Origin of the sequence: Otariodibacter sp. (assembly GCF_029256985.1) — a bacterium.
In the GTDB taxonomy this organism is placed as follows: Bacteria; Pseudomonadota; Gammaproteobacteria; order Enterobacterales; family Pasteurellaceae; genus Otariodibacter.
Genome location: NZ_JARIDQ010000075.1, coordinates 32,046 through 52,609, shown reverse-complemented (window position 1 = coordinate 52,609; position 20,564 = coordinate 32,046). Strand labels below are relative to the sequence as shown.

General features: G+C 34.9%; 16 protein-coding genes and 2 pseudogenes. 10 read left to right on the top strand and 8 right to left on the bottom strand.

The window, feature by feature from the left end:
* Positions 1–190: 190 nt before the first annotated feature.
* The 10 genes from Q1J40_RS07865 (at position 191) to recF (ending at position 13,140) form a co-directional block, all read left to right on the top strand.
* Positions 191–4,015, top strand: a complete 3,825-nt coding sequence (locus Q1J40_RS07865; RefSeq protein ID WP_502306664.1) for a UvrD-helicase domain-containing protein — start codon at positions 191–193, stop codon at positions 4,013–4,015.
* 38 nt (positions 4,016–4,053) lie between these two features.
* Positions 4,054–4,779 carry a carboxy-S-adenosyl-L-methionine synthase CmoA gene (gene cmoA, locus Q1J40_RS07860; RefSeq protein WP_301099557.1) on the top strand — a complete coding sequence of 242 codons (726 nt, stop codon included), beginning with the start codon at positions 4,054–4,056 and terminating at the stop codon, positions 4,777–4,779.
* Between the two features lie 122 nt (positions 4,780–4,901).
* Complete coding sequence (locus tag Q1J40_RS07855; protein ID WP_301099556.1) at positions 4,902–5,126, top strand: YejL family protein; 225 nt, start codon at positions 4,902–4,904, stop codon at positions 5,124–5,126.
* Position 5,127: 1 nt separating this feature from the next.
* The gene (locus Q1J40_RS07850; protein ID WP_301099555.1) at positions 5,128–6,858 is read left to right on the top strand and encodes a DUF3413 domain-containing protein; all 1,731 of its coding nucleotides are present in this window, start codon (positions 5,128–5,130) and stop codon (positions 6,856–6,858) included.
* Between the two features lie 98 nt (positions 6,859–6,956).
* Positions 6,957–7,544 (top strand): Crp/Fnr family transcriptional regulator, encoded by a 588-nt coding sequence (locus Q1J40_RS07845; RefSeq protein WP_301099554.1) that lies wholly within the window; start codon positions 6,957–6,959, stop codon positions 7,542–7,544.
* A gap of 112 nt (positions 7,545–7,656) precedes the next feature.
* Positions 7,657–8,970, top strand: coding sequence for a cation:proton antiporter (locus Q1J40_RS07840; RefSeq protein WP_301099553.1), 1,314 nt, complete (start codon positions 7,657–7,659; stop codon positions 8,968–8,970).
* Between the two features lie 111 nt (positions 8,971–9,081).
* Positions 9,082–9,351 carry a 30S ribosomal protein S15 gene (gene rpsO, locus Q1J40_RS07835; protein ID WP_301099552.1) on the top strand — a complete coding sequence of 90 codons (270 nt, stop codon included), beginning with the start codon at positions 9,082–9,084 and terminating at the stop codon, positions 9,349–9,351.
* A 138-nt stretch (positions 9,352–9,489) separates the two neighbouring features.
* Positions 9,490–10,836, top strand: coding sequence for a chromosomal replication initiator protein DnaA (gene dnaA, locus Q1J40_RS07830; RefSeq protein WP_301099551.1), 1,347 nt, complete (start codon positions 9,490–9,492; stop codon positions 10,834–10,836).
* A 9-nt stretch (positions 10,837–10,845) separates the two neighbouring features.
* Positions 10,846–11,949 (top strand): DNA polymerase III subunit beta, encoded by a 1,104-nt coding sequence (gene dnaN, locus Q1J40_RS07825; protein WP_301099550.1) that lies wholly within the window; start codon positions 10,846–10,848, stop codon positions 11,947–11,949.
* Positions 11,950–12,051: 102 nt separating this feature from the next.
* Positions 12,052–13,140 carry a DNA replication/repair protein RecF gene (gene recF, locus Q1J40_RS07820; RefSeq protein WP_301099549.1) on the top strand — a complete coding sequence of 363 codons (1,089 nt, stop codon included), beginning with the start codon at positions 12,052–12,054 and terminating at the stop codon, positions 13,138–13,140.
* 94 nt (positions 13,141–13,234) lie between these two features.
* On the opposite strand, the gene greB is transcribed toward recF, so the two are convergent.
* The 8 genes and pseudogenes from greB to metG all read right to left on the bottom strand — a co-directional run bounded on the left by greB (position 13,235) and on the right by metG (position 20,563).
* Positions 13,235–13,714, bottom strand: a complete 480-nt coding sequence (greB, locus tag Q1J40_RS07815; RefSeq protein ID WP_301099548.1) for a transcription elongation factor GreB — start codon at positions 13,712–13,714, stop codon at positions 13,235–13,237.
* Positions 13,714–14,649 carry a KpsF/GutQ family sugar-phosphate isomerase gene (locus Q1J40_RS07810; protein WP_301099547.1) on the bottom strand — a complete coding sequence of 312 codons (936 nt, stop codon included), beginning with the start codon at positions 14,647–14,649 and terminating at the stop codon, positions 13,714–13,716. Before Q1J40_RS07810 ends, greB begins: the two co-directional genes overlap by 1 nt.
* Before the next feature lie 149 nt (positions 14,650–14,798).
* Positions 14,799–15,110: pseudogene (locus Q1J40_RS07805) on the bottom strand (fructose PTS transporter subunit IIB); the annotation flags it as partial.
* 108 nt (positions 15,111–15,218) lie between these two features.
* Positions 15,219–15,827: pseudogene (locus Q1J40_RS07800) on the bottom strand (fructose PTS transporter subunit IIB); the annotation flags it as partial.
* A gap of 73 nt (positions 15,828–15,900) precedes the next feature.
* Entirely contained in the window at positions 15,901–16,845 is a 945-nt protein-coding gene (gene fruK / locus Q1J40_RS07795; RefSeq protein WP_301099546.1) for a 1-phosphofructokinase, read from the bottom strand.
* Positions 16,846–17,967 (bottom strand): fused PTS fructose transporter subunit IIA/HPr protein, encoded by a 1,122-nt coding sequence (gene fruB, locus Q1J40_RS07790; protein ID WP_301099545.1) that lies wholly within the window; start codon positions 17,965–17,967, stop codon positions 16,846–16,848.
* Between the two features lie 128 nt (positions 17,968–18,095).
* On the bottom strand, positions 18,096–18,512 hold the full coding sequence (gene ndk, locus Q1J40_RS07785) for a nucleoside-diphosphate kinase (RefSeq protein ID WP_301099544.1): 417 nt from the start codon (positions 18,510–18,512) through the stop codon (positions 18,096–18,098).
* Positions 18,513–18,520: 8 nt separating this feature from the next.
* Positions 18,521–20,563: a methionine--tRNA ligase gene (gene metG, locus Q1J40_RS07780; protein WP_301099543.1), complete on the bottom strand. Its 2,043-nt coding sequence runs from the start codon at positions 20,561–20,563 to the stop codon at positions 18,521–18,523.
* Between the last annotated feature and the right edge of the window lies 1 nt (position 20,564).

Here is a 20,564-nt window from a genome sequence, read left to right as displayed (position 1 = left end):
CTGCAAATTATAGATGGGCTGATTTATTTCAGCCCTTTTCTTTAGACATTACTCTTAAATTAATCCTAATGATAAGCTGATTTTTCTATGAAATTGTACTTCAATTCATTAAAGGGCAGATCATTTTCCCTTTCAATGCTAAAATTAGCACCATTATTTTCTAAAAAGTATGATCGCAAAAATGAAGCAAATGGAAACTCTCAATCCAATTTCTCTCCCTCTTGATCGTTCAGTATTGATCGAAGCATCAGCTGGTACAGGTAAAACCTATACAATGGCTAATTTGTACTTGCGTTTAGTGTTGGGTATAGATTGTGAGCCTTTGCAAGTAGAGCAAATTTTAGTGGTGACTTTCACTGTTGCAGCGACAAAGGAATTGAGAGATCGTATTCGGACGAAATTATTCAAAGTGGCACGTTATTTTGAGCATTTGAGAAGAAAAGAAAAAGATCCTTCGTATATTCCGCCTCCTGATTTAGCCGAAATTGAACGCGAATTTGAAAATGATCTATTCGTACAAGAAGTTTATCAACGAGTCAAAGATAATTTAGAACACGCTTTGTTACGTTTAAAATTAGCTGAACGTGATATGGATTTGGCGAGTATTTTTACTATTGATAGCTTTTGCCAGAAAATGTTATTTCAGTTTGCATTTGATTCAGGTGTGCGATTTGATGTGAATTTGAAAGTAGATGAAAGTGAATTGTTGGCAAGATTAAGTGAAGAAACTTGGCGAGAGCTTTTTTATTCAGCTAGTAAAGAAGATGCTGCGTGGATCTTAACAAGCTTATCTAATCCAAGTAAGGCATTAAATGCAGTAAGATACCTTTTGTCAAAGGAATTACCGCCACTTACTCCTGAACAAGAGAAGTGGGTTGATATGGATTATCGACAACAAGTAGTGGAGCATCAGCAGTTTTTTGAAAAAGTAAAGACTTATTGGCGAGATAATTTTGAGGAAATAGTCAGACCTATTCAGGAAGTTTTTACTCAACAAAATGCAAATCCTAAAATAAAAATATTGAATGCAGGTAGATATACTGAAAGTAAAATTAACAACGATGCTCTACCTAAAATAAATAGTTGGGTTAATTCCGCTAATACTGACTTTCCTAAAGATGAGTTAGAGTATTTTCGCCAATCACATTTAGAGAAAAAAACAAATAAAGGGAAAGAAACGCCCCGTAGTGAGCATTTTGTAAAGATTGATAGCTTTTTTGATGAATACACTCAAAATATTTCTAATCTTAAAAATGATATTAAAAGTAAACTGACCTATCGTTATTTAATGCACCTTCGCCAAAAATTAGCCGATTATAAAGAGCATCATTCTGAAAGATCTTTTTCTGATATGCAGATGTCTTTTTACAATGCGCTTGTTGGTAAAAATGGGAAAGTATTGGCTGAGAAAATTCGTCAGCAATATAAATTTGCAATGATTGATGAATCGCAAGATACCGATCAAATTCAGTACGAAATTTTTAAACGAATTTTTATAGACGAGCAAGAAAACCAAGGGTTTATTATGATTGGTGATCCTAAGCAGTCGATCTATAAATTCCGTGGCGCCGATATTTTTTCCTATTTAGATGCCTCTCAAAAAGTGTCAGGGACTTTTACGCTATCACAAAATTGGCGTTCTTTACCTAATGTGGTCGAGTTTATTAATAAGCTTTTCTCTTTTCCTGATACAGCAGAAGCGAGTCCTTTTTTGTATGAAAATATTGGCTTTCATCCAACTGCATTTAAAAAAACAGAAACTAGAGTAGTAAAAAAATTATCTAAGCAGAATGAACAAAAAGATCAAAAGAAAGGAGAGCAGAAGAAGGAAGAGCTACAAACAAAAGTGGTACAAGAAAAATCAGGAAATAAATTATTTAGGCATAATGAACAAAAATATGAGGTTGTGTCACAACCAGAGATAAATATTTATTTACTTCGAGAGGCTTATGAGAGAGGACATTATCAATCGGATCTTGCTGCTCAACATTGTGCTGATCAAATTCAACGGCAATTATATAATATAGAGCAAGGTGATTTATTTGTTTTAGAAGAGAAAGAAGAATTTGATTTAGACGGTAAAGTGAAAATTATTTTGGTGCCAAGAAAACTTGCACCAAAAGATATCGCAATTTTGGTGCGATCTCACGATGAAGCAAGAAAAGTAAAACAGGCATTATCTGAGCGAGATATTCAGTCAGTGTTTTTATCGGAAAAGGAAAGCGTTTATCAAACCCAAGAGGCATTGGATATTGCTGCAATCTTAACTGCCTGTTTAAATCCTTACCAACAAAGAGCGATTTTGGCAGCTATTGGTTCAGAATTATGGGGGCTAACGGCAGATCAGATCTATAAAATTAAAAATAATGAAGAAGATTGGGAAAAGTATGTTGAGCTATTTAGTTACTCTCGTCGTATTTGGCAGATGCAGGGTATTTTGCCAATGCTACATTACCTATTTTTAAGCGAAGATATTATAAAAAGAATAAATCAATCGGATAATGCCGATCGTCGAGTGACTAATATTTTGCATTTAGCTGAATTGCTACAAGAGCAAATGGAAGTGACGGAAAATGAATCAGCATTATTACGTTGGTTCTATCAACAAATTGAGCAACCAACGGGAAGTGATGAGCAGATTTTACGTTTAGAAAGTGAAGAAAATCTGATTAAAATTATTACGATTCATAAGTCTAAAGGGTTGGAGTATCCCTTTGTTTGGTTACCGTTTATAGGTAAGAAAAGCAAAGGTTTTTCAGGCAATGGAATGGCTGTTTATCGCCGAGAAGATAATCAAATTGCGTGGGATTTATTGGGGAATGATGAAGAAATTAAAGCATTGCAAAATAAAGCTGAATACGCAGAAGATTTACGTCTGTTATATGTAGCTTTGACACGAGCGAAGTACCAACTGCATATGATTCTACCACAAAAATGGTCGGGAAATTGGAATGCAATGCACTATTTATTGACTAATGGATTGCCTGATAAGGGTACCGAAACAGAGGTTTGTTTAACGAAAAAAGGTATAGATTGCCATAAAGTTTTATTGGATTCAGAGCCAGATACAACCAAGTTTTCGCCTTTATCTGCTCAAGCGATTGAGATTCCAAAAGTTAAAATGTTTGAGCATAAAATTAAGCAAACTCATCAAGTAACTAGTTTTTCTGCATTACATTCACAGCATAGTTATTTATTGCAAAAAAATGAGACAATCTTACCGCTTGCAACGGGTGATAAGGCTGTGGATCATGATAAAACGGCTCAAGAAAACGTTGAAGTTGAGCAAGATGATGACGAGTTGATTGAATATACTCCTTATCGTTTCCCACATAGTACAAAAGTGGGGAATATATTGCACCGCTTTTTTGAGTTAAGTGATTTCACTCAACCGATTGATGAAGAGAAAGTACTTTCAGTGTGTGAGCAACTTGGTTTATCTGAAGAGTGGGTTGAGCCGACGATTTCGTGGTTTAATGCAATATTGGCGACACCTTTTGGTGAGCAACCATTTTCATTAAATCAGGTTGGCCCACCTAAGCGTTTAAATGAATGGCAATTCTATTTACGCTTGAGTAATGAAAAAGCATTATCTAAGCTAAATGGTCTATTGAAAAAATACAGTCCCCTCGCTAAAAATGCACCTGATTTGCAACTCTTCCAATTAGAAGGTTTTGTGCGTGGTTTCGTGGATTGCTTTATTGAAGTGGACGGTAAATTTTATATCATTGACTATAAATCAAACTATTTAGGCCGTTTGCCACAAGATTATCAATTAGAAAATATTGAAAAAAAGATGATTCAATATCGTTATGATTTACAATATATACTTTATACCTTGGCAGCTCATCGTTATTTAAAATCTCGGTTAGGGGATAACTATCACTATGCACAAAATTTTGGTGGGGTGGCTTATCTCTTTTTAAGAGGAATGGATGGTACACCGCAAAGTGGGGTGTTTTTTGAGAAACCAAGTGAGAATTTAATTGAAGAAATGGATGCGTTATTCGCATAAACTCACTCATTATTATTAAGAATAAGATTAAGATAACTATGATGAAAGATACTTTATTTTCTGCACCAATTGAAAAATTAGGTGATTTTACTTTTGATGAATCCGTAGCGGAAGTTTTTCCCGATATGATTCAACGTTCTGTACCGGGCTATTCCAATATTATTACCGCTATTGGTATGTTAGCAGGACGTTTTGTAACAGATAATTCTAACGTATATGATTTAGGTTGCTCTCGTGGGGCGGGAATTTTATCCATTCGTCGTAATATTGAGGGTAAAACTGCCCATATTATTGGGGTAGATAATTCTGAGCCAATGGTTGAGCGTTGTCGCCACCATTTAAGTGCTTATCATTCGGATATTCCCGTTGATGTATTGTGTGAAGATATCCGCAATATTGATATCCAAAATGCCTCAATGGTGGTGCTGAATTTTACCTTACAATTTTTACCACCCGAAGATCGATTAGCTTTATTAACTAAGATCTATCAAGGAATGAATCCTAATGGTGTATTGGTATTATCTGAAAAATTTACCTTTAGTGATAATCAGATGAACGAATTACTGATCGACTTGCACCATACTTTTAAACGAGCGAATGGGTATAGTGAATTGGAAGTGAGCCAAAAACGTAATGCATTAGAAAATGTGATGCGAACAGATACGATTCAAACTCACAAGGAACGTCTTAAACAAGCGGGATTTGAGAAAACGGAATTATGGTTTCAATGCTTTAATTTTGGATCAATGGTTGCAGTAAAATAGCGTAAGCGGTCACTTAAACAACATTTTTTGCAAATAATTCACAAGATCTGACCGCTTGTTTTCAGCGTATTTATTTATTTTGTGGTACTATTTGCGTAATTTTCACTATGAGATAAGAATAGATGGCAAGTAAATCAAAATATCAGGACAAACAGGTTGAAGCACTATTAAGTGATTTAATTATTACGCTAGAAAAGCATAAAGCCCCTGTTGATTTATCCCTAATGGCATTAGGCAATATGGTGACTAATATTTTAGTCACCAATATTAAAAATCCGCAACAACAAGAAGTATTAAGTGACGCTTTTTGTAGTGCATTAAAAAATTCGTTAAAGTCAGCAAAATAAAATGCTTAGTTTAATCCAACGCCTTTTACCTAAAAATTCATTGCAATACCGAGAGGAAACCTCTCGTCGTATTGTTTGGGGGCATTGGTTTGCACTATTTAATATTGTTATTGCATTATCGCTATCTTCTCGATATGCCTTTAATGCCGATTGGCCGAATACGCTACTTGGAAAACTTTATTTTTTCTTGAGTCTATTCGGTCATTTTAGTTTTGTTGTTTTTGCCTTTTATCTGTTATTACTATTCCCTCTAAGTTTTGTTATTGGTAATACAAGGACATTTAGAGGGCTTTCGGTCGTTGTAGCGACTATCGGTATGACAATGTTATTGGTTGATACCGAAGTCTTTAAGCAGTTCTATTTGCATCTTTCACCGCTTGTGTGGGATTTACTGGTTAATCCAGATGAAAGTGAGCTTTCTCGCCAATGGCAATTATTATTTGTGCCTATGCCGTTGATATTGTTAGCCGAAATGCTTTATTCACGATGGTGTTGGCAAAAGCTACGTAGTTTTAATCGTCAAAAATGGGGAAAATACGTTGCTACTTTCTTCTTACTTGCCTTTATGGGTACTCATTTATTTTATGCCTTTGCCGATATGTCGTTGTACCGTCCAGTAACTGCACAACGAGCGAATTACCCTCTTTCTTACCCAATGACAGCTCGTAGTTTCTTAGAAAAACATGGATTGATAGACAGAGAAAGTTTTGATCAGACTATTGAAGAAAATGGGCGATTAGATGGGTTCTTCCTTAATTATCCAAAAGCTCATCTACATTTTGATAATAAACCAGATAATATTAATCTATTATTTATCAATTTATCTGGTTTAACGGATAGTGTGATTACACCAGAATTGATGCCGAATCTATCGGAATTAAGTACTCATTCTAGACGTTTCACTCAGCATTATACTGCGGGTGATACTGAAATGGCAGGTGTGGCAAGTTTGTTTTATAGCTTGAGTGGTAAGTATGTAGATGCAATTCTTACTAAGAAATCTCCACCTGTTCTAATTTCTCGATTACAGAATTTAGATTATCAGTTTGGACTTTTTTCGCATAATAGTTTTGCTAATCCAATTTATCAGGCATTGTTTGAAAATTTTGCTTTACCACAAGCCAAAGATAGTGTTGATGCGTTGCGTCAGTGGAATTTATGGTTAGAAACGGAAAAAACATCGGCGCCTTTCTTTAGCTATTTAGATCTGGCTATTGGTGATATTCATAATGAAAAACATGTTAAATTTGTGGATTCTCAATTGCGATTTATTTGGGATCGTCTTACTGCTAAAGGACTCGATAAGAATACCTTTATTTTGCTCACATCAGATATTGGACAACAATCTACTACAGATAATAGTTTTGATGCTCAGAGTACAAAAGTACCGATGTTGATGTTCTGGCAAGGTGATAGTGGCATTTATAATGGTATGTCAAGTCACTTAGACATAGCACCAACTTTACTCTCTCATTTCTTTGGTATGACCTCACCTTTAACATTATATTCTCAAGGGATTGATTTGACTAAAGAAAATGAACGCAAATGGTTGCTTAGTGCGAGCTATAATTGGGATGTAGCAATTATGCCGAATGGTGAACAGTATCAAATCAATAAAAAAGGTGATTTTCGACATTATAATGAGAATGGTATTAAGGATGCAGATGTTCGCCCTCCTCTAGCATTATTCTTTCAATTAATTCATCAAAGTAACCAGTTTGTTGAAAAATAATGATCATTATATGTATTGGCAAAAAATATAATGGTACTTTACAATTTGTAACGTTTTATTATTCTAATATTTAAAGATAAATAGGAGAAAATATTAAAATGGAGAGGCACATCAATCCAATAACATTAAATGCTTGTAAGCTAATACCTTTTCATACTTTATCGAAAGGCATGATAATTTATGAACAAGGAGAAACAGCACAAGAATTTTATTTTATACATAAAGGATTGATTGGGTTATATCACACTTTAGATAATGGCAAAGAAAGTTTAGTTAGACTATACAAAGAAAATGAATATTTTGGTTATAGAACCTTATTTGGAGATAGTCAATATCACTGTAGTGCAAAAGTTCTTGTTGATGCAGAAATTACTCGGATAAAACCAACAAGTGTTAATCGTTTTTTTTTCGAAAATCCAAAAGTAAGTAAGAGATTATTACAGACATTGGCTAATGAGTTAAGGGAAGCAGAGCAGCGTTTAGCTAAAAGCTCTTATTTGAAAACTTCTGATAGAGTGATTCAAAGTATTGATTTTTTGACAAAAAATTATCCTTATTATAATTGGACCTATCGTGAAATTGGAGAATTCGCAGGGTGTGAAACAGAAACAGCAATCCGTATTACAAATGAGCTTAAACGCAAGAGTGCTTTACCTTTATCTTTCACATTGAGTAAGTCTAAGTAATCTTATTAAGTCTGAATATCTTTGCATTTCTGTAATAAATTTGATTTAATTCTTGTCTAAATTTTTTAATGGAATTTGATAATAATTTTCCTCATTTAATTAAGGATACCAAATGGGTATTTATGCGTATATTTGTTTTCTTTCTGCACTATCTATTTTGCTAGGTTTTATTACAAGTAAAATCAGTGATAAAGTACAATCTACCATTGCTATTACTGCATCAGCGATGGTTGGTTCTTTAGTATTATTATTTTTCGGTTGGTTGGGTTGGTTTAATATCAGCAGTATGGCAACAGAAGTGATGCAACAAGTTGATTTTACTAGCTTCTTATTAAATGGAATTTTGGGATTTTTACTTTTTGCAGGTTCGCTTGGGATTAAATTACCCGTATTAAAAGATCAAAAGTGGGAAATTACAATTTTCGCACTATTTTCTACAACGGCATCAACCTTTTTCGTCGGTGGCATCATTTATGCTATTGCAAATCTAATTGGATTACCCATCGACTTTATTTACTGTATTTTATTTGGTGCATTAATTTCCCCAACTGACCCTATTGCCGTTCTTGCGATTATCAAAAATTTAAGAGCACCCAAACGACTCTCAATGCAAGTAGAAGGTGAATCATTATTTAATGATGGGGTAGGTTTGGTTATTTTTACAACAATTTTTGCTGTTGCATTTGGTGGACAAGAGGCTACATTCTCTGGCATTCTAGGCTTATTCTTTCACGAAGCGATTGGCGGAATCTTATTAGGTTTTGTTCTAGGTTTTATTGCACACATTCTTATTTCATCAACAGATGATGGGAGTATGGAAATTCTACTAACTTTAACTATTCCTACTGCTGGCTTTATGTTAGCTAATAACGTATTACACGTTTCTGGTGCATTAGCGATGGTGGTATCGGGGATTATGATCGGTAACTGGACTCGTCATTCTGGATTCTCAGAACAAAGTCAACGTTATTTAGATCACTTTTGGGAAATGATTGATCACTTCCTAAATTTCTTACTATTCTTCCTAATTGGTTTTGCGTTACTGCTGGTTGATTTTAATATCTATGGTGTAGTATTAATGTTATTAGCTATTCCTGCTTGTTTATTCTCTCGTTACATAAGTTTATGGTTACCATTCAAAGCGTTACAAAAAGTGAGAACTTATAATCCTTATACCTTAAAAATTATGACTTGGGGTGGCTTACGTGGTGGACTTGCTTTAGCAATGGCATTATCAATACCAACCAAGACTGCATTTGTTAATAGTATTGATGTTAAGGATTTAATCCTGGTAATGACATACTCGGTAGTAATGTTTTCTATTTTAGCCCAAGGTACAACGATTGAGCCGTTGATTCGCAAAGCGAAAACTGTTGATCCGAATAAAGAAGCGTATTTACAACCGACAAATTCATCATCCCACTAAGCAAATATATTGATTTAGTATGGATTTAAATTTACAATGGAAATTCGTGTCGTAGCTGAGTTAGAGATCGGCTATTGATGAATATAAACTAACTACTTTTTAGGAGTACAAATGTCTCTAAGTTTAGAAGCAAAAGCAAAAATCGTTGCTGAGTTTGGTCGTGATGAAAAAGATACAGGTTCTTCAGAAGTGCAAATTGCGCTTTTAACTGCTCAAATCAACCACTTACAAGGTCACTTTGCAGAGCATAAAAAAGATCACCATAGCCGTCGTGGTTTATTACGTATGGTATCTCGCCGTCGTAAATTATTAGACTACTTAAAACGTACTGATCTTGCTAAATATTCAGAAATTATCGCACGCTTAGGTTTACGTCGCTAATTTCAAGAATAATGAGAACCAAGCTTATAGCTTGGTTCTTTTATACTCATATCTAAAATAGTTTTCTTAATCTAAAGAAAATTTACAAGACCTTCATCTCATTTTCAGGTATCATTATCCACCCTTTTTAACTATTTATTGGAGCAAGTTGTGTCTTCCCTTTGGTCTGATTGTTTAAGTCATTTACATTCAAAAATTTCACCTAATGATTACAGTACTTGGCTACGTCCACTTCAGGCTGATACAGCAACTGGGGAATTAATTCTTTATGCACAAAACCAATTTGTTGCAAATTGGGTTCAAGATAAATTCATGACTGAAATTGTAGGTCTAGCTCGTTTTTTGTCTAAAGATGAAAATCTAAAGGTCACGATTAAAGTTGGCACAAAACCTGTTCAAGCTCCGGTAAATACTCCAGCAAATGCTGAAAAAATAGTTGAAGCGGAAATCACGCATAATATTAGATCAGGATTGAATGAAAAGCTCAATTTTGACAACTTTGTTCAAGGTAAATCAAATCAGCTGGCTAAAGCGGTTGCTCAACAAGTTGCTGCAAATCCAGGGGAAAGTCACTGTAATCCTTTTTCATTATATGGTGGAACAGGTTTAGGTAAAACTCACTTATTACATGCAATTGGTAATGAAATTCTCAAGCAAAATCCAAATGCAAAAGTTGTTTATATTCATTCAGAAAGATTTGTTCAAGATATGGTGAAAGCGATTAAAGCGAATACCATTGAAAGTTTCAAGAAATTTTATCGTTCTCTTGATGTATTAATGATTGATGATATTCAATTCTTTGCCAATAAAGAAGTGACTCAAGAAGAGTTTTTCCATACTTTTAATTCATTATTTGAACGTAGCAAACAAATTATTGTGACCTCAGATGTTTTTCCTAAAAATATTGAAAACATTGAGGAACGTATTCGCTCACGATTAAGTTGGGGAGTTAACGCTGCAATTGAGCCACCAGAACTTGAAACACGTGTAGCAATTTTGATGAAAAAAGCAGAAGAGCGAGATGTATTCTTAGCAGAAGATGTTGCCTTTTTCTTAGCTCAAAAATTAAGAACAAACGTGAGAGAATTAGAAGGGGCATTAAACCGAGCGATCGCTTGGAGTAAATTTAAAGATCGCCCAATCACAATTGATGCGGTAAGAGAATCATTAAAAGATCTTATTGCTTCATACGATCATTTGATCACGATCGAAAATATTCAAAAAACAGTGGCTGAATATTACAATATAAAAATGTCTGATCTAAAATCTAAGAGCCGTACACGCTCTATTGCTCGTCCACGTCAAATTGCGATGACATTAGCAAAAGAATTAACTAATCACAGTTTACCTGAAATTGGACGTGAATTTGGTGGAAGAGATCATACAACAGTAATGCATGCTTGTAAGACAATCAATGAATTGCGTGATACGGATTCAAATATCCAAGAAGATTATATCAATTTAACCCGTAAATTATCGTCCTAAGGAATTGTTATGCAATTTACTATTACCCGTGAACAGTTGCTTAAGCCCTTACAACAGGTCTGTGCGGTATTGACTAGTCGCCCGACTTTACCTGTTATTAATAATATTTTACTTGAAATTAAAGACAATTATCTTTTTTTGACAGGAACCGATCTTGAAGTTGAGCTGACTACTCAAGCAGAATTATATGAAGCGGTCAGTTCTGAACAAAAATTTACTATTCCAGCTAAGAAATTTTTAGATATTTGTCGAACATTGCCTGAAGATAGTGTTATTTCTATTTTGTTTGAAGAAGATCGCGCTTTAATTCGTGCAGACAGAAGTAAATTTAGCTTAGCGACATTACCTGCTTCCGATTATCCAAATCTAATGGATTGGAATGCAGAAGTTGATTTTACAATCAATCAAGCAACGTTAGCTCGTTTAATTGAGGCAACGCAATTTTCGATGGCAAACCAAGATGCACGCTATTTCTTAAATGGAATGAAATTTGAGACTGAGGGTAATTTACTTCGAACAATTGCAACAGATGGCCATCGTTTAGCGGTTTGTACCATGCCGTTAAATCAAGAATTATTAGCTCACTCGGTCATTGTTCCACGTAAAGCGGTTTTAGAACTATCTCGTTTAATTAATTCGAGTGATGAACCTGTTCGTTTAGAAATTGGTTCAAATAACTTGCGTGTTTCAATGAATGGCGTTGTCTTTACCTCAAAACTTATTGATGGTCGTTTCCCTGATTATCGCCGAGTGTTCCCTCGTAATGCTGATCGTATTTTAGAGGCAGATGCAGAGCAATTAAAACGTGCATTGGTGCGTGCAGCCATTCTTTCTAATGAAAGATTCAAAGGCGTAAGACTAGCACTTAGTCATAATCTATTAAAACTCACCGCCAATAATCCTGAGCAAGAAGAAGCAGAAGAAATTATAGACGTATCCTATGATAACGTTGAGATGGAAATAGGATTCAATGTGAATTACTTGCTTGATGTGATTAACACACTTAAATGCCAACGTATTCGCATTAATCTTGTGGATGCGAGTTCAAGTTGCTTGATTGAAGATTGCGATAACAGCACGGCTGAATATGTGATTATGCCAATGCGTTTGTAATTTTTATAGATATAGAAGGTCGCAATATTTGTGACCTTTCTTTCCACGTGTACCGTGTTGTGCAAATCTTTTAGCTAATCTTACCGCTTGTGGTTTATTCAAATGTCCCTATCTCGTTTATTAATTAATAATTTTAGAAATATTGTTTCTGCTGATATTGAATTAAGTCATGGATTTAATTTCTTGGTCGGAGAAAATGGTAGCGGTAAAACCAGCGTTTTAGAAGCTATTTTCTACTTGGGACATGGACGTTCTTTTAAAAGCCACATTAGCAGTCGGATTATTCATCAAGAACACGATCATTTTGTGTTATTTGGTCAAATTGCAGAAGCTAAACACGAATGGTCAGTAGGTTTACAACGAAATCGTCAAAGTGAAACGCAACTAAAAATAAATGGTGAAGAAGGTAAAAAAATTTCTGATCTTGCTCACTTATTACCAATGCAAGTCATTACGCCAGAAGGGCTTACATTACTCAATGGTGGGCCTAGCTATCGTCGGGCTTTTTTAGATTGGGGACTGTTTCATCAACATACTGATTTTTATGGTCATTGGGTCAATTTAAAGCGTTTATTAAAACAACGCAATGCCGCTTTATCGCAAGTTAGGGATTACTCACAGTTACGCCATTGGGATATTGAACTGGCTAAACTTGCTCAAATAGTCAGTCAAATGCGAGCAGAGTATGCCGAAGCATTACGACCAGCGATTGAGAAAACCTGTCAGTTTTTTTTACCTGAATTAGAAATCACAGTTAGTTTTCATCAAGGATGGGATAAAGAGCGAGATTATGCGGAGATTTTATTGCAAGGATTTGAACGAGATCGTTCAGTGGGTTACACAATGGTAGGGCCTCAAAAAGCTGATTTTCGTTTTAGAGCAAATGGATTTCCGGTGGAAGATATTCTTTCTCGAGGTCAGCTTAAATTATTGATGTGTGCTTTACGCTTAGCTCAAGGGGAATATTTGATTCAACAAAAATCTCGTGAATGTCTATTCTTAGTTGATGATTTTGCTTCAGAACTCGATCCAACCAAACGTGCATTGCTGGCCCATAGATTACGAGAAACAGGCTCACAGGTCTTCGTAACTGCTATAACTCAAGAACAACTGCAACAAATGCAGTGGCTAGAAGAACAGGGTGATAAACGCTTTATGCTACAACAAGGTAATATTCAAGCTATTAGCTAAATAGAAGCGGTGACTTCTTTCTAATTTTTTGCATAAATTATTTGTGAAAATTTATAAGGAAGTGACCGCTTGTGTTGGAGTTATCTACAATAAGTTACTCTTTCTCGTACCAAATTCGATTAATATAGAGTGTTCTTTTTCCGGATGGAGTGTCAACTTGGATTTCATCATCTATTTCTTTACCGATTAATGCTCTAGCAACGGGGGAGTCGATAGAGATCCATTGCTTTGAGGGATCAAACTCATCGCATCCGACAATACGATATTGTTTAATTTCTTCTTGATCGTTTTCTAACTCCACCCAAGCACCAAAAAAGACTTTGCCTTCTTGGCTAGGGTGATAATCAACAATCTGCAATGCTTCTAAACGTTTTGTTAGAAAACGGACTCGGCGGTCAATCTCTCTTAAACGGCGTTTACCATAAATATATTCAGCATTTTCGCTCCGATCGCCTAAAGCTGCCGCATCCGATACAGCCTGCGTTACCTTCGGTCGTTCATCTTTCCAAAGATATTTAAGCTCTTGATCAAGGGCTTGCCAACCAGCCCTTGTAATGTAATTTGATTTTGCCATTAGCTAGCAAACTCCACAATACCTGATACCTTACCTTCTTCAGTGATGGCTATTAGTGAATGAATGTGTTTTTCTTTCATTAATTCTTCTGCTTGAGCTAGATAAGCGGTATCAACAATTGTTTTTGGTTGGTGAGTCATAATATCTTCAGCGGTTTTTTCTAAGCTTTGAGCGCCAAATTTTGCTAGGGTACGACGAATATCGCCATCAGTAATAATTCCTTTTAATTGTTCATCTTGCATTACAATAGCGACTCCCATTCTTCCCTCATTCATGATATTTAGGCAATCACTGAACGTACTGTCTAGCATTGCAATGGGTAATTTTTTTTGCATAACATCACGTACTCGACAGAGTAATTTACGTCCTAAACTACCACCTGGGTGGAAACGGGCAAAATCTTCTGCTTTGAAATCCCGAGCTTTAATTAATGCAATTGCCAATGCATCGCCTAATGCCATTGTAATAAGGCTTGAGGTTGTAGGGGCAAGGTTATTTGGGCAAGCTTCACGCTCAATACTGATATCTAATACAATATCTGAATGTTGTGCTAAAGTTGAATGAGGATTACCTGTCATCGCAATAATTTTGTTTCCAAAATTTTGTAGGCTAGGTATGAGTTTATTCACATCATCGGTTTCCCCACTGTAAGAAATAAGGATTACCACATCCATAGACTTCAGCATACCAAGATCACCATGAAAGGCTTCAGTTGGATGTAAGAAAAAGCTAGGTGTACCAGTTGAAGCAAATGTTGCAACCATTTTCTTACCGACTAGCCCTGATTTACCAATACCTGCTACTACAACTCGCCCCTCACAATTGAGGATCAGATCAACAGCTTGATTAAAGGATTCAGATAAGGATTGGTTTAGACGGGTAATCGCTTGTGAATATAATGATAGCGTATCATTCGCATAGGTTAGGTAGTTCATTCATCACTCCAGATATTAGGTATAGTCTTTAGTTATTATACGTTAATTTTAAATAAATATTATATATTTGAATTGGGGAGGATGATAAATAGAAGCCAAAAGAGAGTAATCATCACTTTTAGCTTTATCAATTGTAAATATAAATCTTAATAAATTTTAGCTTCTTTTAATGCTTTATCAAACTCTTGTTCTGTTTTCTTTAAAGCAAGATTGGTAGTAGTACGATAAAGTGGTTTACCTTTAAATTTGCTTAAATCGATATCAATATCAGCTGCAATAAAGACTAAATCAGCTTCTCTAATATCGGCTTTAGAAAGCAAGTTACTGGAGCCTATTTGTCCCCATGTTTCAATTTTTGCTTCCCATCCTTGTGCTTTAGCATATTTTGCAATTGCTTCTGCTGACATAAAGGTGAGGGTTACACCTGTTGGGCAAGCAGTTACTCCAACAATTTTTTTGACTCTATTTCTATCTATGTAGAAATGATCGGTGGTAGTAGCGGTTGTCAGCTTCTCTTGATGTTTAGTCTTTGTTTTAGTTTTTTGACCATTATGATAATAAATTTGAGCTTCATTTATTGCTTTATCAAACTCTTGTTCTGTTTTCTTTAAAGCAAGATTGGTTGATGTGCGGTAGAGTAATTTGCCTTCAAACTTACTTAAATCAATATCAATATCAGCTGCAACAAAGACTAAATCAGCATCCTCAATATCCGCTTTAGACAATAAATTGCCCGAGCCAATTTGTCCCCATGTTTCAATTTTTGCTTCCCATCCTTGTGTTTTAGCATATTTTGCAATTGCTTCGGCTGACATAAAGGTGAGTGTTACGCCAGTAGGGCAGGCTGTTACTCCAACAATCTTTCTGATTTTATCTTTAGATAATGAGGTATCTTGTGAAGTTTGTTGAGCATTGTTATTTGTTAAAATATGTGATGAACTGACCGCTTGCAATAAGGTTTCTTCTGGTTGATTAAATGCTTGGTCTATATTAACGATAGCACCTTTTTTCCCGATTACATTTTCAGGAATCTGTTGCTCAAATAACAAAACAAACTCTGCTTGTTCAGCTTCAACAATCGTATGTCCTTGTTGTGTTGCAGCAGTTGATAATACTTCATTCACAAGAAAAACTCTTGATTTGCCTAGTTGAGGTGGAAATATTAATGCAATTTTCATTGGTTAATTCCTTTTTAAATAAATATAATTTATTGAATTTAAAATACTTTTTTATTACATGACGATTATATTGTTACAATATAGTTAGCTTTATTTGCGGTATAAGATTATCAAGTAATGTTTTATCTGAAATACCTACGTTACTTTGAGTTACCGCCAGTGCTGAAATTGCACTTGCAATGCGAAAAGTTTCCTCTTTATTCCATCGGTGAGCAATTCCATATAGTAACCCTGCAACCATTGAATCGCCAGCCCCAACAGTACTCACAATATGTTTCAAATGAGGTGGAGTAGCTTGTAAAATTCTGTCCTTATTGATCCAAATAGCTCCATTTTCACCCATAGATACAACGACATTCTCTATTCCACTTTGATGTAATGTTTTAGCTGAATCAATAATATCACTCAGGTTTGTTAGTGGGCGATTTGTTAAAATCTCTAATTCTTTCTGATTTGGTTTAATCAGCCAAGGTTTTATTTTGATTCCTTCGGATAACGCAGCGTGACTACTGTCTAATATGATTTTTAGTCCTTGAGATTTCAAGTTAGATAGCCAACTAGAAAATTGAGATATTTCAATCCCTTTGGGTAAAGAACCACACACAGCAATAAGATCAAAATAGTTATGCCAAGATGTTGATTGAGCGATAAATTGCTCCCAATCTTGTGATTGAACTTCAAAGCCTTGAAAATTGAGTTCTGTGACGTTTGATTTACTTGCTGTAATTTTTACATTGATGCGTGTTTTGCCTGATACTCGATAAAATAAATCATCAATATTATTTTGTTCAAATAACTGGGCAAAATCACTTTGATTATCTTTACCTAAAAAACCAGTTGCGGTTATGGGAATCGCTAAATCTGCTAAAACTTTTGCAACATTAACACCTTTACCAGAAGGGTATAATCCAAGTGTTTCAATACGATTCAGTTCACCTAATTGAATATGTGATACTTGTCCAACTAAATCTAATGCAGGATTGAAAGTGACGCTTAATATTCGTAAAAGCTCTTTCATCTATTCTTCTCCTAAACCACTATCAATAGCCTTGCCAATTTCTTCTAGCACAACTTGAGCATCTTTTCCTATGGCAACAAATCTTAAATGTTGTCCTTTTTGAACACCAAGAGAAAGGATATTCATTAAACTTTCTGTACTGACGAGAGGACTTTTGGTATCAATATTCTGAGCTTTTACTTTTACATCATATCCTTTGATGAGATTTACTAAAATTGTACTATTGCGAATATGTAAACCATACTGATTATGAATCGTAAAAGTTTTTTCAACAGAGTGAGGATTTACAATTTTCTTTTTAGAACTGACCGCTTGTGAGACTAGTTTTTCTGTAAAAAACTTGACAAATTGAGACTTTTTTTCAAAAGTGAACAGTTGCTTATATACTTCTTTATTGAGTAATTTTTCCCATTGAGGTTTTAGACTTTGATCAATATGAGAAAAGGTAATAAGAATTTTGTTTTCTTTACCTTTAACAACCGCAATTCCATTCGCTTGATTACCTTCTTCACTATCAACGATAAATAAATTATCTGTGATCTTAAGTGGTTGGGCGGTAATAACTGATTGTATAAATTGTGTATCAACATAACCTTTTTCCGCAAGTTTCTCTGCATTCATTGCAGAAAGTGTAATAAGGCTAGTTGTATTTTCATTAAACGAGATGAGATCGGCATCAATGATAGGCAATACTTTTGAACCATTAAATAATGCGATAAATTCATCAATATCATTAACTTTAGCAAGTTTTTGAGTAATGCATTCATCATTTAAGATGGATGTTAATTGCTGTAGAATAGTAAGATGTTCATCAGATTTAGCCGCAATACCAATGACAACATAGGCAATATTTCCTGCTTCCCACTCAACACCTTCAGGAAACTGCATAATTTGTATGCCTGTTTTTTTGACTAAATGACGGGTTTCTAGCGTTCCGTGAGGAACGGCGATGCCATTACCTAAAAAAGTAGAAATCTGATTTTCTCTGTTAATCATTCCACTTTCATAGCCAAATTCAACATTTCCGTGTTGTACTAATTGATGTGCAATTAGATGAATAGCTTCCTGCTTATTTTTTGCATATTGATTTAATAGAATATTATCGGCTGATAAACTGAGCATTTTTTATATTCAAGGTGAAAATAAGTTAAATTCTACTGCTTTTTAATCAAGAAAATCTACATTATTCATTAAGAAAAAAATCCTTTTTTGTTTGCTATCAAAAAAGGATTTTTTATCATTTTATGAAATTACACAATCTCATTTTTAGTAAAGAAATAAGCAATTTCTCGTTTGGCGGAATCTTCCGAATCAGAGCCATGCACTGAATTTTCTCGGTAACTCAAAGCATAGAGATCGCGAATTGTGCCTTTTTCTCTTTTTTCAGGATCGGTTGCACCGATAAGATTACGATAATAGCTAATTGCATTTTCTCCCTCTAACACCGCAACGACAATCGGAGCTTTGAGCATAGATTCAACTAAAGGCTCAAAAAATGATTTGCCTTGATGCTCTGCATAGAATCCTTCTGCTTGAGGCTTTGTTAATTGAAGCATTTTTAATGCCTTAATCGCTAGGTTATTTTTCTCTAAATGAGCAAGAATTTCCCCGATTAAATGGCGATTAGTTGCATCGGGTTTGATAATACAAAGCGTTTGTTGCAACATAGTTTCTCCTATTTCACTTGCATACCAGCGGTAACGCCAGAATCCGCTGAAAGTAAGAATAAATCTGCACCGCCTGTGCCTGCTGATAAAATCATTCCTTCAGAAAGCCCAAAAGACATTTGACGTGGAGCTAAATTCGCGATCATAACCACAAAACGACCTTCTAATTCTTCTGGATTATTGTAAGCAGCTTTAATCCCAGAGAATACTTGACGAGTATGATCACCAAGATCCAATTCAAAACGTAATAGTTTGTTTGATTTTGGCACAGACTCACATTTAAGTACTTTTGCAACACGTAGATCTAATTTAGCAAAATCATCAATAGTAATTTCAGGGGCAATTGGTTCTACATTAGTTACTTTAGTTTCAGTCATCTTTTCCTCTTTTTTGTTTGCTTCAGCAAATAATATTTTGGTTTCTTCAATTACTGCATCAATTTGTTTTTTCTCTAAACGAGAGAATAACGCTTTGAATGGTGAAATTGTGTGGTTAAACAATGGAACATCAATGTTATCCCAACGTAATTCAGTTTGTAAGAACGCTTCCGCTTTTTCTGCTAGTTTAGGTAATACTGGTTTAAGGTAGCTCATTAGGATACGGAACATTTCTAATCCCATTGAACATACTGCTTGTAATTCAGCTTCTTTACCTTCTTCTTTAGCAATAACCCAAGGTGCTTTGTCATCAATATATTTATTCGCTTTATCTGTCAAATTCATGATTTCACGAATTGCTTTGTTAAATTCACGCGATTCATAATAACTAGCAATTTGTTCAGCTTGCGCAATAAATTCAGCAAAGAGTTCAGGATTTTCCAATTCACTTGCAAGTTTGCCTTCAAAACGTTTAGTAATAAAACCTGCATTACGAGATGCGAGATTAACGAGCTTGTTTACGATGTCGCTGTTCACACGTTGTACAAAGTCATCTAAGCTGAAATCCAGATCTTCGATACGATCATTTAGTTTTGCAGCATAGTAGTAACGTAAACATTCTGGATCGATATGTTTTAAATAGGTGCTTGCTTGGATGAATGTTCCACGTGATTTAGACATCTTTTGCCCATCAACGGTTACATACCCGTGAGCAAATACGTTTGTCGGTTTACGATAGCCACTGCCTTCTAGCATTGCAGGCCAGAAAAGGCTATGGAAGTAAACGATATCTTTTCCGATAAAGTGGTAAAGTTCTGCTTCTGAATCTTTTTTCCAAAAATCGTTAAAATCAATGCCTTTTCTAGAACAAAGATTTTGGAATGATGCCATATAGCCAATAGGTGCATCTAACCATACGTAAAAGAACTTATTTTCGGCATCAGGGATCTCAAACCCAAAGTAAGGCGCATCACGGCTGATATCCCATTGTTGTAAACCACTTTCAAACCACTCTTGCATTTTATTGGCAATTTCAGCTTGAAGTGAACCAGAACGTATCCATTCTCTTAACATATTTTCAAAGCTTGGTAAGTCAAAGAAAAAATGCTCAGATTCTTTAATAATTGGTGTTGCACCAGAAACTGCAGAACGTGGATTGATTAAATCCATTGGACTATAAGTTGAAGCACATACTTCACAGTTATCTCCATATTGATCTTCTGCTTTACAGTTAGGACAAGTACCTTTTACAAAACGATCTGGTAAAAACATATTTTTTTCAGGATCATAAAGTTGTGAAATAACTTTACTTTTGATGAATCCATTTGCTTTTAGTTTTTTATAGATTTCAGAAGTAATGGTTTTATTTTCAATACTGTGTGTTGAGTGATAATTATCAAAACTAATATTAAAACCGTTAAAATCTGCAATATGATCAGCTTTTGCATTCTCTATTAATTGCTCTGGTGTAATACCTAATTTATCTGCATTAAGCATAATCGGTGTACCGTGAGCATCATCTGCACACACAAAATAAATTTGATTACCTCGCATGCGTTGAAAACGAACCCAAATATCAGCTTGGATATGTTCTAACATATGGCCTAAATGAATCGCCCCATTAGCGTAAGGTAATGCACAAGTAACGAGTATTTTTCTTGAATGATTTGACATT